The 13,869-nt window shown below is 71.1% G+C and carries 15 protein-coding genes and 3 pseudogenes; 8 read left to right on the forward strand and 10 right to left on the reverse strand.

Annotated elements, in window-relative coordinates:
• The 3 genes from NBX02_RS14765 to NBX02_RS14775 form a co-directional block, all read left to right on the forward strand.
• The coding region (locus tag NBX02_RS14765) for a DEAD/DEAH box helicase (RefSeq protein WP_250291786.1) at window positions 1-1,676 on the forward strand (1,676 nt) is incomplete at its 5' end.
• 5 nt (window positions 1,677-1,681) lie between these two features.
• Complete coding sequence (locus tag NBX02_RS14770; RefSeq protein WP_250291788.1) at window positions 1,682-3,721, forward strand: hypothetical protein; 2,040 nt, start codon at window positions 1,682-1,684, stop codon at window positions 3,719-3,721.
• Window positions 3,722-3,797: 76 nt separating this feature from the next.
• Window positions 3,798-4,448, forward strand: coding sequence for a Uma2 family endonuclease (locus NBX02_RS14775; RefSeq protein WP_250291790.1), 651 nt, complete (start codon window positions 3,798-3,800; stop codon window positions 4,446-4,448).
• 157 nt (window positions 4,449-4,605) lie between these two features.
• On the opposite strand, the gene NBX02_RS14780 is transcribed toward NBX02_RS14775, so the two are convergent.
• The 4 genes from NBX02_RS14780 to NBX02_RS14795 all read right to left on the reverse strand — a co-directional run bounded on the left by NBX02_RS14780 (window position 4,606) and on the right by NBX02_RS14795 (window position 6,815).
• Window positions 4,606-5,100: a hypothetical protein gene (locus NBX02_RS14780; protein WP_250285470.1), complete on the reverse strand. Its 495-nt coding sequence runs from the start codon at window positions 5,098-5,100 to the stop codon at window positions 4,606-4,608.
• Window positions 5,101-5,245: 145 nt separating this feature from the next.
• Entirely contained in the window at window positions 5,246-5,650 is a 405-nt protein-coding gene (locus NBX02_RS14785) for a type II toxin-antitoxin system VapC family toxin (RefSeq protein ID WP_250285471.1), read from the reverse strand.
• Window positions 5,647-5,880, reverse strand: coding sequence for an AbrB/MazE/SpoVT family DNA-binding domain-containing protein (locus NBX02_RS14790; RefSeq protein ID WP_250291793.1), 234 nt, complete (start codon window positions 5,878-5,880; stop codon window positions 5,647-5,649). Before NBX02_RS14790 ends, NBX02_RS14785 begins: the two co-directional genes overlap by 4 nt.
• 341 nt (window positions 5,881-6,221) lie before the next feature.
• Window positions 6,222-6,815: an NADPH-dependent FMN reductase gene (locus NBX02_RS14795; protein WP_250285473.1), complete on the reverse strand. Its 594-nt coding sequence runs from the start codon at window positions 6,813-6,815 to the stop codon at window positions 6,222-6,224.
• A gap of 113 nt (window positions 6,816-6,928) precedes the next feature.
• On the opposite strand from NBX02_RS14795, the gene NBX02_RS14800 reads away from it, so the two are divergent.
• Window positions 6,929-7,762, forward strand: coding sequence for a helix-turn-helix domain-containing protein (locus tag NBX02_RS14800; RefSeq protein ID WP_250285474.1), 834 nt, complete (start codon window positions 6,929-6,931; stop codon window positions 7,760-7,762).
• 202 nt (window positions 7,763-7,964) lie between these two features.
• The gene (locus NBX02_RS23240) at window positions 7,965-8,093 is read left to right on the forward strand and encodes a hypothetical protein (RefSeq protein WP_445548447.1); all 129 of its coding nucleotides are present in this window, start codon (window positions 7,965-7,967) and stop codon (window positions 8,091-8,093) included.
• On the opposite strand, the pseudogene NBX02_RS23245 reads toward NBX02_RS23240, so the two are convergent.
• The 4 genes and pseudogenes from NBX02_RS23245 to NBX02_RS14815 all read right to left on the reverse strand — a co-directional run.
• Window positions 8,033-8,221 (reverse strand): annotated as a pseudogene (locus NBX02_RS23245) (PIN domain-containing protein); the annotation flags it as partial. The gene NBX02_RS23240 and the pseudogene NBX02_RS23245 sit on opposite strands and share 61 nt — an antisense overlap.
• A pseudogene (locus NBX02_RS23250) lies at window positions 8,218-8,481 on the reverse strand (AbrB/MazE/SpoVT family DNA-binding domain-containing protein). The pseudogenes NBX02_RS23250 and NBX02_RS23245, both read right to left, overlap by 4 nt.
• Window positions 8,482-8,618: 137 nt before the next feature.
• The gene (locus tag NBX02_RS14810) at window positions 8,619-9,536 is read right to left on the reverse strand and encodes a hypothetical protein (protein ID WP_250285477.1); all 918 of its coding nucleotides are present in this window, start codon (window positions 9,534-9,536) and stop codon (window positions 8,619-8,621) included.
• 716 nt (window positions 9,537-10,252) lie between these two features.
• Entirely contained in the window at window positions 10,253-10,894 is a 642-nt protein-coding gene (locus NBX02_RS14815) for a helix-turn-helix domain-containing protein (protein WP_250291796.1), read from the reverse strand.
• 76 nt (window positions 10,895-10,970) lie between these two features.
• On the opposite strand from NBX02_RS14815, the gene NBX02_RS14820 reads away from it, so the two are divergent.
• From NBX02_RS14820 to NBX02_RS23255, 3 genes are all read left to right on the forward strand, one after another.
• A complete protein-coding gene (locus NBX02_RS14820; protein WP_250285481.1) occupies window positions 10,971-11,471 on the forward strand; it encodes a VOC family protein in 501 nt (166 codons plus the stop codon).
• Between the two features lie 72 nt (window positions 11,472-11,543).
• Window positions 11,544-11,954, forward strand: a complete 411-nt coding sequence (locus NBX02_RS14825) for a hypothetical protein (protein ID WP_250291798.1) — start codon at window positions 11,544-11,546, stop codon at window positions 11,952-11,954.
• Entirely contained in the window at window positions 11,864-12,130 is a 267-nt protein-coding gene (locus NBX02_RS23255; RefSeq protein ID WP_445548446.1) for a hypothetical protein, read from the forward strand. The genes NBX02_RS14825 and NBX02_RS23255 overlap by 91 nt, the downstream gene beginning before the upstream one ends.
• Here the strand turns inward: NBX02_RS23255 and NBX02_RS14830 are convergent.
• The gene (locus NBX02_RS14830) at window positions 12,076-13,281 is read right to left on the reverse strand and encodes a sucrase ferredoxin (protein WP_250285482.1); all 1,206 of its coding nucleotides are present in this window, start codon (window positions 13,279-13,281) and stop codon (window positions 12,076-12,078) included. The genes NBX02_RS23255 and NBX02_RS14830 overlap by 55 nt on opposite strands.
• Window positions 13,282-13,512: 231 nt before the next feature.
• A pseudogene (locus tag NBX02_RS14835) lies at window positions 13,513-13,869 on the reverse strand (hypothetical protein); the annotation flags it as partial.

Consider the following 13,869-nt stretch of genomic DNA (forward strand, 5'->3'; position numbering starts at 1 on the left):
ACCCGGAGTGGTCGGAGCTGCTCGACGAGGCGATCGGCGTGTGGAGCAAGCCCGGTTTCGACAGCCTGATCTCGGTTCCCCGCCTGCGGTTCGAGCCCTTCGGCTACCAGCTGCGGACAGCGGGCACCGTCCTGCGGCGCATGCACGGGCGCGCCATCCTCGCGGACGAGGTGGGCCTCGGAAAGACCATCGAGGCCGGCCTGATCCTCTCCGAGCTGCGGATGCGGGCACTCGCGTCCACCGCTCTGGTGGTCGCTCCGGCCGGGCTGGTCGACCAGTGGCGCGAGGAGCTCGACCGCAAGTTCGCGCTGCCGTCCGTCGTGGCGCGCGCGGGCATGTCCCTGGCGGACGTCGGTGCCGCCGACCGGCCGGTGGTTCTCGCCTCGCTCGCGACGGCGCGGCGGGACCCGCTGCGCACCGCGCTGACCGGGCGCGACTGGGACCTGGTGATCATCGACGAGGCGCACCGGGTCCGTAGCCCGCGCACCGCGTCGGGCCGGCTGGCCCGGGCCCTGCGCGCCCGCTACCTGCTGCTGCTGTCGGCGACACCGGTCGAGAACCGGCTCGAGGATCTCTTTGAGCTGGTCAGCCTGGTCTCGCCGGGCCTGCTCGGGACCGCGGCGGAGTTCCGCCGCCGGCACGGGAACGCGGCACCAGGCGCCACCGGTCCGGCGCACGACGCCCCGACGGCCGCACGGGTGCACAATGTCGCGCAGGTGCACAATGTCGCCGAGCTGCGGGCGCGGACCCGTCAGGTGATGGTCCGGCACCGGCGCAGCGAGGTCGAGGTACTCCTCCCGCAGCGGCTGGCCGAAACCGTTCTGATCACCCCCGACGCCCCGGAGGCCGCGCTCTACGCGGCCGTCGCGGCGCGGATCCGCCGCGAGGCCCGGGGCGCGGCGCCGTCCCGGCTTCTCACGCTTCGCGGTCTGGCCCACCACGCCGGATCGTCACCGGCTGCGCTCGCCCCGACACTCGCGAAGGCCGGCTGGCCCGACCTCGCCGCCCAGGCCGGCGAGATAGGGGTCACCCGCAAGACCCGGACCCTCATCGACCTGCTGCGCCGCCGTCTCGCCAGCGACGAGAAGGTCGTCGTGTTCACCGCGTTCCGGCCGACGCTGGAGACGGCCCGGGCCGCGCTCGTCGAGGCCGGCATAGCGGCGGCCGTCTATCACGGCAGCCTGGCCCGGGCCGACAAGGAACGGGTGATCGGCCGCTTCCGTGACGAGGTGCCCGTCCTGCTCACCACCGAATCCGCCGGTGAGGGCCGTAACATGCAGTTCTGCCACGTCATGGTGAACCTCGACCTGCCGTGGAACCCGATGCGGATCGAACAACGCCTCGGCCGCCTGCACCGGGTCGGCCAGACCCATGACGTCGTACTGACCAACCTCGTCGGACGCGGAACGATCGAGGAACGGATCCTGCGCGTCCTCGAGACGAAAATCAATCTTTTCGAACTGGTCGTCGGTGAGCTCGACATGATTCTCGGCCGCATCGACGACGAGACGGATTTCGCCGACCAGGTGTTCGACGCCTACGTCACGGCGGCGGACGACAGCGAGTTCGACGCGCGGATGGAGGAGCTCGGCGACGCTCTCGCCCGGGCCCGGGTCGACTACCTCGCCAGCCGGGCCGCCATCGACGACCTCGCCGGTGGCGAGGAACAGGAGTAGTTCCCATGCCGGTCACCGATCCCGCCCTGCGCTTCTGGCTGCGCTACGCCACGCGGGAAGGGGCGTTGTGGGAGGAAGGCGCCCAGGCCAGCCTCGTCGTTCTCCCGCAGCGCCTGGCCGGTGCGTTCAGCCTCCCGGAGGAGGTCCTCGTCACCAGCGACCCCGAGGTCGCGCGCGAGGACGGGGCCACCCTCATCGCACCCGGCCATCCGGCGCTGGACCAGGCCGCCGACGCCATCCTGACCACCGGGGACGCCGGTCGGCTCACGCTGGCGTGGCCCACCCGCGTCCCACCGGGCGCCGACACCCTGCTCGCGCACGCCCGCGACCGCTTCCCGGTCGACCATGGCCGTCTCGACGCCGCCGGCCCGCCCCGACGGGTGCTGCTGCCCGTCCTGCGGGTCGGCGCGCTCGTCCACTTCGACGTGTCGATGGAGAGCAGCTTCCAGGAGCGGATGGACTGCTGGGTGGACGGCCGCTCCGGCCTTGAGATCACCGACGGCGTGTGGCGTGCGCTGGCCGCCCAGTCCCCGGAGGCGGACGACACGCCCGCCGCCAGTCGTCCCATCGCCCTTCCGCCGGACCTGGTCCGAGCGGTCCGCGAGGCATACCGGCTGATCGACGCTCGAGCGGCCGTACGGTCAGCGGTGATCGCCAAGGACGCGGAGGACGAGCGCGCCGCCGAGATCCGGCGTGTGGAGCGCTACTACTCCGACGCGCTCGCCTCGATCGCCCGCCGGCGTGCCACCGCCGGCGCCGACCGGGTCGCCATGCTCGACGCCCGGGCCGAGGCCACCCGGGCCGAACGGGTGCGCCGGCTGGCCGAGATCGAGGACAAGCATCGCTCGCGCATCGACATCCGGCCGATTCGGCTGCACGTGGTCGAGGTGCCGGCGTTGGAGCTCCCGGTGGACGTGCTGCGCGGACCACGCCGTTATCCCCTGCTCCTGCACTGGATGTTCGGGGTGTCCACTTTCGCTCGCGTACGTTGCCCGTCGTGTGGCGAGCCGGCTCCGCTGGTCGCCGCCAAGGACCGGCTCGGCTGCGAACGCTGCCTCCCCTCGCGCGTGCCGGCACACCACCCGCCGCAGCCCCCGGCCCCGGCATCGGCCCCGGCCCCGGCCCCGGCGTCGGCATCGCGGGGAAACGGCGCGTTGCGGACGGCACCCGTGGCGGCACCCGGGACAGCTCCCCCAGCAGCCCGGGCCGCGAAGCAGCCCCCGGCAGCCCCGCCGTCCACAGCACGGCCATCCGTCACTCGCCCGTCAGCCGGACAGCCGTCGGCCACACAGCCGTCGGTGGCCCAGCGATCGGCGGCGCGCCACGGAACGCCGGCCATCCGCGTCGACGGCGGCGACTTCACCGCCAGGCTGTGGCGCGCGGTAGCGACGGCCGACCGCGCAACGGTGCGCACGCTCGTCGCGCCGGAGTCCCCGCTGGGCGCCGCCATCCGGCTGTTCGGGCCGCTCGGCGCCCTGTACGCGGCGGAGATCCCGCCAGGTGAGATCCCCACGGAGATGAGCGTGGACCACCTGCCGACGATGCCAGAAGTGCCTGAGGTGACCACCGGCGTCCTGCGCACAGCACACCGCCAGTACACCTACTCGCTGCGCTGGGGCCTCGAGGGACGACGGCCTGTCGCGTACGAGGTCCTGCCGTACTTCGGCGCCGCGGCGGGCCCGCGGCTGCTGGGCACAGGCCGCTGGGGGGAAACGCGTCAGCCATCCTCGCGGGTGCCGTCCCCGCTCGGAGAGCTGGATCCGGTGGCGGCGGCGATCTGGCGGACGACGCTGCCGGCGACCGGCCTCGCCCTGGCCCTGCGCTGCCTCGCGGCGTGGTGGCGGGCGGGCGAGCTGCCCGCCCTCGCGCCCTGCCCCGCGCCGGTGGTGGCCGCGGCGGTCACCCGCATGGTGAGCTGGCGGTCAGGGCTGCGCAGCTCCACCGACGTCGTGGCGGCGGGCTTCGGCGTGGAAGCGGACCGGGTACGCAACGCCGAACGGCCCCTGCAGCGAACGCTCCAGCTCAGCAGGCTCCAGACCTGGTGATCTCCCGAAGTCGGCCTCGCCGGCAACGGTGTCAGGTCCGGCGGTTGCGCTGCCAGCGGCGGGTAACGTGGCGCATATGGCGACGCCGCGGGCTTCCGACTGGTCGTGGCTGCGCGCCGCGGCACAGACGCCCGAGATGACCCTCGAACTCTACGAGGAGCTCCCTGAAGACCTTGCCGGACGGATCGAGGTCTCGGACGGGACGATCGTCGTCTGCCACTCGCCCAGCGACAGACGCCTGGCAGTCCAGCATGCCCTGCTCAACGCACTCGCCGAGGCCGCCCGCAAACACGACCAGCGCACGGGAACCTGTCACCGGGTCCGCGCTGACATCGACGTCCTGCTCACCGAGGTGCCGTTCCACTTCCGCCGCCCGGACCTGACGCTCTTCCGATGCCTCGACGACTCACGCCGGGGACGGTGGCAAGGCAAGCCAACCGCCGCCGACGCGCTGATCGTCATCGAGATCGTGTCACCCGGCTCCGTCTCCGACGATCTGCTCGTCAAGCGGGTCCGCTACGCCCGGGCGGGCATCGGCTTCTACTGGATCATCCGGCTCGCCCGGAACGACGGCCCTGCCGTGTCCGTCGAGATGCTCCGCCTGACATCGGACGGCACCTACGCGATGGAGCAGGTCACCTTCCGGAAAAAGGACATCCTGGCCATCGACGCCCTCGACCCCGTCGAGGTCACCGTCGCATGGGACCAACTGGACGAGTGGCTCTAGCCAGCGGCGGAACTTCGCCCGTGCCCGTGCCCGCCCAGCTCGGCAGGACCCTCGACACCTGCCGCCGGCAGGTGGCTACCGCGCTGGTCGCCGCGTGGCCATGACCTACCGCGAGACCAGTTGGCGGACAGGGTACTCGCCCGGTTCCGGGTCCGATTCAGCCATCGACCGGCTCGGGAACGTCGACGAAGTCGTCGCCGCCGGGCCTACCGTTGTGTATCGCGCGACGGAGCGGGTCACGCATCGCAGCGGCGGTAGTCTGCCAGGCACGCAGGGTTTCACGCAGTGGTTCCGGATCGGCCTGTGCCACGGTGAGCGCCAGCGAATCGCGTAGTTCCTCCAGCGCCTTGAGTCGATCATCGACGTCGAACTCCGCCAGCCAGGCCAACGAACCCAGGGCCGCAGGAGTGATCTTGATGCCGGATGCCAGCGCCGCCTCTGCCGCGAACAACTGAACGGCCACAGCGGACGCCTCGGTCAGGGCCGCGACACGACGTGCCGTGAGCATCACGAGCACGGCACCATCGGTGTCACGCGGTGACGCCTCGCCGTGCTTCGCGGCATCCAGGAACTCACGACGGCGAGCACCAGCCAGATCGCTCACCTGAAACATCAGGGTCATGCCATGATTCGCATATGATCGTGGCAGCATCCGTAATCCGATGGACAGGCCGGTGGGTCGGGCCGCTCAGGATCTGGCTGACTGTCACCCGGCGCGGCCCTCGAGCCACCTCCAGGCATGATCGCGAGCCGCCCTCTCGAGGATCGAACTCGTGCATCAGAGCGGTCATCAACGCTCAGGGTGCGATGAGGTCGACTTTCGGGAAGTAGGTCCGGTACCGGGCGGCGTCGCGGGTCAACAGCCGGTAGCCGGCAACCGCGGCGTGTGCGCCGATCAGGAAATCCGGGAGGGGCGACGTCCTCGTCCCGCTCCGACGGCGGTAACGCGTGTATGCCTTGCCGGCGAGGAAGGCCGCCGGATACGGAAGAACATCGCGTCGGAACACCTCTGGCCGGAGCGTGTCATCGAGCTCCTCGATCCGCGGATAGCGGACGGAGACCTCCGCGTAGATCACGGGATTGATGACGAGCTGTGCTTCGTCCGCGGCCGCCGCGACCGCGGACGCTGACCAGTCGCCCCACCGGGGGTCGTCACTAAGCAGGTCGAGCAGCACGTTGCTGTCGACCAGGACGGGCGTCACTCGCCGCGGGTCAGTGCCATGATCTCATCGGTGGACATGCCCGGCGGGGCCGTGCCGCGAAGCTGACGCACGATGCGCCGGCCACGCCCGCCACCCGGCCCCGGCTCCACCCGCACGATGTGGACGCCATCGTCATCGAGAACGATCTCGATCTCACTGCCTGGGAGGAGACCGGCCTTCTCCCGGATCTCCACGGGAATCGTCACCTGCCCCTTGGACGTGATCCGCATCGATGCCTCCTACTTCTCAAAGTAAGAGTATTACCCCGCCGTCAGCCAGGCGACAGAACCCGCGGCCGGTGACAGCGTGCACACAGCCATGCAGACGGACGGCCAACCAGCGCCCCCAGGGATCCACACCCCCTTCAGCGGAATGAGTGTGTAAGTGGCTGGCGCAGCAGCCACTTACACACTCATTATCATGATCCTCTTCTTCGCTTCGGGATGGGCGAAGGGGAGCGACGTCGGCCCGGAGCGGAGCGGCCGGGTGGTGCTCGGTCCGAGCGGCACCCGGCGCGCCGCGACGCCGCCGGCCCCCGCCGCTCGGGCTCCGTCACGCCGAGCGATCGCGGTCAGCCGGGATAGGGTGCCTCGGCGCGCGCCTTCCGGAGTGCGGCCGCCCACCAGGCGAGCTGGTTGAACATCGCCTTGGCATAGACGGGCGCTTCCGGGTCGGCCGGCCGGCCCGCGTCCCAGGTCACGAAATAGTTCGGGAATGCCAGACGGTCACGAATGGTCACCGCGTGCAGCTCGCTGAGGACGTTCTCCAGGTGCAGGACCGCGTGCCGACCGCCCGACGCGCCCCCGTAGCTGACGAACGCCACCGGCTTCGCGGTCCACTGCGTGAAGTGCCAGTCGATGGCAGCCTTCAGCGACGCTGGGTAACTATGATTGTACTCGGGAGTGACGAAGACGAACGCGTCGGCCGCGTCGAGCCGCGCGGTCAGGGTCGCCATACCCGCCGGCCGCGGGTACGAGGCCCCGGCGTACTTCGGCGACTCGGCGGGCAGGGACAGCGGGATCTCGAACTCGGCGAGGTCGACCACCGCCACGTCGAAACCCCCGTGCGCGGCGGCCTGTTCGGCGGCCCACGCGGCCACGACCGGGCCGAACCTTCCCTCCCGCACACTGCCGACGACGATGACGAGTCTGCTGGTTCCGCTCATGGTCACAACGGTCGGCCACGCCGTCCCGGGCCGCCAGACCGGGCACAGGCTGGCCCTGGCAGGGCCACCATCGCACCAGGTGCACGATGGCCCCGGTTCGTACACTGGGCCGTGTGAGTACGCCGCTGGGTGACTTTCTCCGAGCCAGGCGCGATGCCACCCGACCCGAGACGCTCGGCCTGCCGGCGGGCTCCCGTCGCCGTGTCCCGGGATTACGGCGGTCGGAGCTGGCGACGCTCGCCGGCATCAGCGTCGAGTACCTGGTCCGGATCGAGCAGGGCAGCGACCGCAACCCGTCGCCCGCGGTCGTCAACGCGCTCGCCGACGCGCTGCGCCTCGACGTCACCGAGCGGGAACACCTGCGGTACCTGACAAAGATCGGCAGCGGTGTGTGCAGGGGCCCGCTCGCCCAGCCCCGACCGGACGTCAGGCCGGCGGTACTCAGGCTGCTCGTCCAGTTCGAACCAGGAATCGCGTTCATCACCAACCGGCTGGGCGACGTTCTCGCCTACACCGACGGCTTCGACCTGCTCGCCCGGCCGTCGGGGCTACTCGACTCGGACAGCCCCAGTCTCACCCGCTTCGTGTTCACCGACAGGCGCGCCCGCGAGGTCTTCCCGGACTGGGACCACGTCGCTGACGAGCGGGCCTTCGACCTGTGGCTCGGCCCGTCCGCCGAACGCTCCGCCCAGTTCAGGGCGGAGCTCGGCGCCATCGCCGGCGACGACTTCACCCGGCGGCTGAACCAGTACGCGCTGCCGTCGCGCGGCGTCCTGCGGTGGGCCCATCCGACGGTCGGTGAGCTGCGGTTCGACCGTGAGACGATGGAGCTTCCGCCCACCGACGCCCAGCAGATGGTGGTATTCCTTCCCGCCGACGCCGCGACCGCCGACGCGTTGGACCGGCTGCGCGCAAGGCGCGGCGCCACCCTGCGCGCCGTCAACTAAGAACCTACGCGCCGTCAACCGAGAACGACCCCGGCCCTTCGACACCCCGTCCCGCTTCAGTGCCTGGGCGTTCGACCACCTCGAAGGTGAGACCACCGAGCTTGTTGCGCCAGGCCCGGACACACCCGGCTGCCGGCAGCCATCGCCGCGACCGCGCCGGGCGTCGGCACGGCGTCATCGCGGGACGAACTGGCAACCAGGTGTGGGCGCTCATGGCGAGGGCGCGACCGAGCAGGAGGCATGGGACGACCTCCGCGAGGCGCTCGTCGGCCTGGCGGCGTCCGGCTCGGACAGTCTCGCGTCACCCGGCATTCTGGTGAGTACCGAGTAGGTCTCCGCGAGAGCGTGCCCACTCAGCGTGAGCTCCTGCCCGGCCCACCATCGCACCACGTCCACGTGATGCGTATGCGAGCGCACCAGGAGGGGAACCGCGACACTCGTGTCGACCGCAGTGGTCACCGGCGGCCCGCGTCGATGAGGCCGAACAGGATGTCGTCATCGACAGGCGTGTCGCCGGCCGACACGAGCACGCCGTTCTCCTCAACGAGGCGCGCGGTCCTGCCGGCCGGCACGACCTGCACTCAAGCGCCGTAGGGCGAGATGTCCACCCTCGTACCCGGGAGCAGGCCCAGCGTGTCACGGATGGACTTGGGCAGCACGATCCGGCCAGCCTGATCGATAACAGCCTCCGTGGGAAAACGATACCAACGCGATCCCAGCCGCCGTGGGGAGCCGGCGTGCTGAAGCGTGACACCGCTCCTACCGCCTGCCGACCGGCGTCTGTCGCCCGCCCCGCCAGGATCACGCGGGCGCTGCACTCCTGCCCGGCCGCGGCCTGCGCGTGAGCCCCTTGCCACTAGTCCCGGATGACGTCCTCGACAGTGGTCGCCGTGGCCGCGCGGCGAAGCCACAGGTCGAGCTGACCGGTGTCGACGCTGGCCAGGATTCGCTCCCGAATCGCGGCAGGCACCGGCACGCCGCGGCTCTCGAGGACCAGCAGCACCGACCGTGCCTCACCACGTGCCTCACCACGTGCCTCACCGCGTGCCTCACCGCGTGCCTCGCCGCGTGCCTCAGCCCGGGCGTCGACCTCGTTCAGCATGTCGTCGTAGTAGCGCTTTCCGACGGCCGTGGTCATCAGGAACTCCTCCCATCGGGCCCGGGCCGCCGCGGTCAGCCTGGCCACCGTCACATTATGATAAAAGATCTTCGCGTCCGGCGCCAACGTGAGCAGCGCAGCCAGCAGCGCCGGGAATATCAGATCGACGTCGGCATCGGCGAGATGGCACATCGCGGAGAGCAGCATCCGCGCCGGCCAGGCGGCCGCCAGCTCCTCATCGACGATCGCCGGCACGTTGGCGGGCTTGACGGACCGCGGTCGAAGCTGCGCGCCGCTGACGGTGTCCTGCGCGATCTGCCTGCTGTACCAGTCCGCGACGGCCGGATCGGGGAAGAAGACCACAAGTGAGGCCTTGATCCCGAACTCCCGCTCGAGGTGCCCGATATAGAGCTTCCAGGAAGCGAGTTTCTCCGGATTCCGGCCGCGCTGCACCTCGAAGACGACAGCGCGCAGCGGCTTGCCGTCGGGCCCGTAGAGCAGCACCATGGCGTCCGCCTGGTAGGTCCGCGGGCGGACGTTCGGGTCATACAGCCGCGCATGGTCGAAGGCCGGGGTGTCGTCGCCGAGCAGCGTCTGTACCCAGTCGGGCAGGGACGGATCGAGCCGGACCAGTTCGATCGGCGTCTCGTGGGCCGGGGAAGGCATACCGGACATGATGCCCACCGGATCCGACAGATCAGGGCCGGAACGAGGCCGGCGCAGTGGGCCGGTGTGGTCTGGCCGGTAGGACTGTTCGAACCAGGAATCGCGTTCGTCACCAACCGGCTGGGCGACGTTCTCGCCTATCCCGACGGCTTCGGCCTGCTCGCCCGGCCCTCGGGACTACTCGATTCGGACAGCCCCAGCCTCACCCGCAACGTGCTCACCCTGCTCTTCCGCGACCGCCTGGTACGTGATCACGGCGCGAAGGCAGCCTTCCCTCCGCCATCGATCAGCACCTGGACGCCGCGCCGTTCCCGGGCCGGCTCGCCCGGAACGCCGGTGAGGTACTGGCATCGACTGTCAACAGGGCCGGAGGCAGAGCAGTCCACCGCTCCGACGATCAGGTCATTGAGCCCTCCGACACGCCGCGCGCCGTGTCAACAGTTTTCGCGCACTTCAGTGCGCTTGACCGCAGTCGGGTGCGGACTCTGGTCCTGCGATGTCAGGATCAGGCGGGTACGAGATATTTGATCTTTATGTAACAGCGAACAGGCACGCGGCGTGAAGATCCAGATTGGAAGCGCAACGGCCGGGTAAAATACCGTGCTCCGGGCGGCATGCAGAGCAGAGGTGGACCGGGAGCCTTCGAAGCTGGACGGTACAGCAGCAGCCGTCGGGTCGCAAGCAGCTCGCCGGCTCCCGGCTGCTTGGGGTTCGGCGCGGGCTGCTCACCTATCCGGCGTGGCCGCGGCGGCGATAAGGCGCTGCCAAGTGGCGCGTAGCCACGTTCGGTACTGGTCGGTGGTCCAGCCGAGGGTTTCGCGGACCAGCAGATAAGTGTTGGCGTGCGCGAGCACGCCGGCGGTGTCACACAGCCAGTCGAGGTCGACGCCGGCGGGAAGTAGTCCGTCGTCGCGCAGCGCGGTGAAGAAAGAGCGCATCGAGTCTCGGGTCGCCGCGCGTCCGGCGCGGGCCGCGGCGGCGATGACGGGCTCGAGAGGTTCGGCCTGCTGCGCGACGGCGAACACGTCGCCGGCGCGGGCCATGAGCGCGGCGCTGCCGTCAGCGAGCAGGCCGATCCGTTCGTCGACGGTGGGCGCGACGAGCGCGGCCTGGTACCACTCACGGCTCTGCACGTCGAGGTCCTGAGTGTCACCGACGATGGCCACGTCGACGACGCGCCGCAGGAGATCGGCCTTGGTTCCGAAGCGCACGTAGACCGTGCGAGGCGCGACGCGGGCGGCGTCGGCGACCGCGGTGAGAGTGGTGGCCGCGTACCCGTCGCGGACGAACAGCTCGTGGGCGGCGGCCAGGATCCGCTCCTCGGTCTCCGCGACCCGGGCCGCCCGCAGGCCCTTGACATCACTCATCATACGATGCAGTCTAACTGCAATACAGTTGGACTGCATTTTTGCATCTGCGCTATACACAACTCGGGGGTCCGCCGTGACGAACACTGTCGCGCCAGAGCTCGACGGGGTGCATCACGTCAAGCTCCCGGTGAGCGACCTGGACCGCTCGCGTACCTGGTACGAGAGCCGTCTGGGCTACGAGATCAGCACCGAGTTCGTCGAGAACGGCGTCCTGATGGGGGTGGTCATGGTGCACCCCAATGGCGGGCCGGCCTTCGGCCTGCGGCTGGACCCGGAGCGAGCCGCCCGCGCGGCGGGCTTCGACTACTTCTCGATCGGTGTGCCGACCAGGGCGGCCCTCGAGGCGCTCGCGCGGCGGCTCACAGCACTGGGCGAAGCCCATGCCGGCGTGCACTTCGCCACGATCGGCTGGATTCTGCCCGGTGCTCATGACCCGGACGGTCACGAGGTCCGCTTCTACACCACCCAGGCGCACACCGACTGGACCGATCCCGAGATCGCCACCGTCGACGACGCGATCGCGACCGCCGCTCGCCGCGAGCAGGACCACCGGTCCGACCAGGCGTCCGCGTAGTAGCGGCCGTCCCTCTGCTGGCCGCCGCCCGGCTGTCGGCTGAACCCGCACATCCCAAAGCAGGAGCAACCGATGACAACCACCGGGCCGCACCGGGCCCCGGTCGAGGCCGCGATGAACGTCGTCCTCGTCGTCGACGAGCTCGACCGGCTCGACCCGGCCACCGACACCAGCGTCGGGCTCATGCACGCGGCCCAGGACCGCGGCGCCGCCGTGCGGGTCAACCCCCTCGAACTGGTGGAGGCACGGACCTACATCACCGCCGTGGGCCTCGGCCTGTTCAGTTATGTCTGGCACACCCGCGACGGCGATCGAGCGCCTGTCGGTGGAAACACTCCCGGTTCGGGCACACCCTCATGTTCGGGCTGGCCGTCGGCACCGCCAATGCCGCCCTGTTCCTGGCTATCGCACGCCTGCCGGTCGCCATGGCCATCGTGCTACAGAACATGGCGCCCGCTCTCGTCGTCCTGTGGTCGCTGCTGACTCATCGCAGACGGCCAGCCGCGACAGTGCCGATCGCACTGGCCGCGATGATCATCGGGGTGGCGTTCGTCGTAGACCTACCGGCAGCCGGAACCGGCCAGATCAGTCTGACCGGCCTCGCCTACGGCCTGCTTACCGCCGTCGCCGTCGCGTCGTTCTCCATCCTCGGCCCCTGAGTTCCGCGGGTCCGTCGGATCTCGATTGAGCGCAGGGACAGCTCGGGGCTGGTTTTTTCGGCGTGGTCCAGGGCTTCGCCGCAGAGCGGGACGGGGACGTTTCGGACCACCGCGACGGACGCGGTGGCTGTTGCGGCGCCGGTCGGTCCCTGCCAGGCCAGCTCCACCGTTGCCAGTCGGCCGCTGGCTGCGACCTCGGTGCGGGAGGCGGTGAGCTCGTGGTCGAGCCAGCCCCAGCCGAAACGCTCGAACAGCTCCCGCTCGGCCACCTGCCCCCACTGGTCGAGCGCGGTGCTCCCCCGGTACCGTCCGCGCAGCTCGGCGGGGGTGTTGGCGCGCCGCACGATCCCGTCGAGGGCCGGGGCGTCAAGGAAGCCCCAGGCCCGCCCGTCCGGGAAGGTGAAACCGGTCGGGGCGAACCGGTGGCCGCCGGTGTGGCTGCACCGCCGGACCCGCACGCCGGGCCAGGAGGATCTCACCTCGAGGTGCAGGCGGGCGCCGGCCCGGCCGCAGCAGCGGTCCCGCCGGCCATGGCCGCACAGCAGGATCTCGGCGGGAGCCGGCCGGGCCGGCGGCCACTCGTCGGCGTCGTCCCGGCCTCGGCCGAGCCTCGGGTCGGCGCCGGGCTCGGCACCATGGCCAGGGCCCGGACGCACACCGAGGCCGCGGCCACCATTCCGATCATGATTTCGGACGGCATCGAGGCCGGGGCCGCGGTCACGGTCGAGGAGGCCGAGGATGCCCTCGGTGAGGCGCTCCCGGGGGACGATGTGGTCGCTGCCCTGGAGACCGTTGGAGTTCCGGCGGCGCCACAGTGTGACTCGGACGCCGCGCCGTCCTCCGCCACGATCAGTACCGTTGCCCGCTTCGCCCCTGTCCGCTTCCGCCGTGGTCGCGGCCCGGCTGCCGGCGGCCGTGGCGGGGCCGTCGGCCGGTGCGACGGCGAGCAGCCGGGCACCGCGCGGCAGGCCGGGCACGACGTCGGCGAGGGCCGGTATGTCGCCGACGTCCCGCGGCCACGGTGGCGGCGTCTCGACGAGCAGGAAGGTGTCGCACTCCAGGGCGGAGCCGATCGGGTCGACACCCTGCTCCCACGTCCACTCGGCGCAGCGCACCGACAGCGCCGAGGACGCCGTCCCGGCGTTGATCACCGTGTGTCCTGCCCCTGCTGCATCTGTGACCTCCGACGACGCTGACGGTGGCACGAACGCGGTACGGCCGCGCCGCTGCCGACTCGCCAGCCGCCCTGGCCCGGCGGGCCCGGCAGGCCATGAGGACGCTGTATCAGCCGCCTCCGGACGAACGGGCCCACCGGTCACCTGGGCGGCGCTGCCACCCGCCCGGCCACCGTACCCGCCGCAACGCCCCTGCCGGGCTTCCTGTCAGGAGCCCGCCGCCTGGGTGGGCACCGGCACACCGGTCGACGGTGTCGTTGTGACCAGCGGCACGACCGGTGGCGGTGGCGGTTGCTCGGTCTGGACGGGCAGTGGCTGGACGGGCGGTGGCTGGATGGGCGGGCCGGTCCGCGGTGGCGACGGCCGTGCCGTGACGCCGGTCGTCGCCACCGCCGTCGGCCGGGTGACGTGGGGCGGGAGCATCTGGGGCACCGGCGGCAGGGAGCGTGACCCGCCACCAACGGCAGGCACACCGGCGGTGATCAGCTCGTCGTCGAGCGCCGCGGGCGGCCCGGCCGCGGCGCCCACCGGCGCGGACGGCGGGGCGGCCGAGGTGGGTGGCGC

The organism is Protofrankia sp. CiP1_Cm_nod1, from assembly GCF_920888515.1.
GTDB lineage: Bacteria > Actinomycetota > Actinomycetes > Frankiales > Frankiaceae > Protofrankia.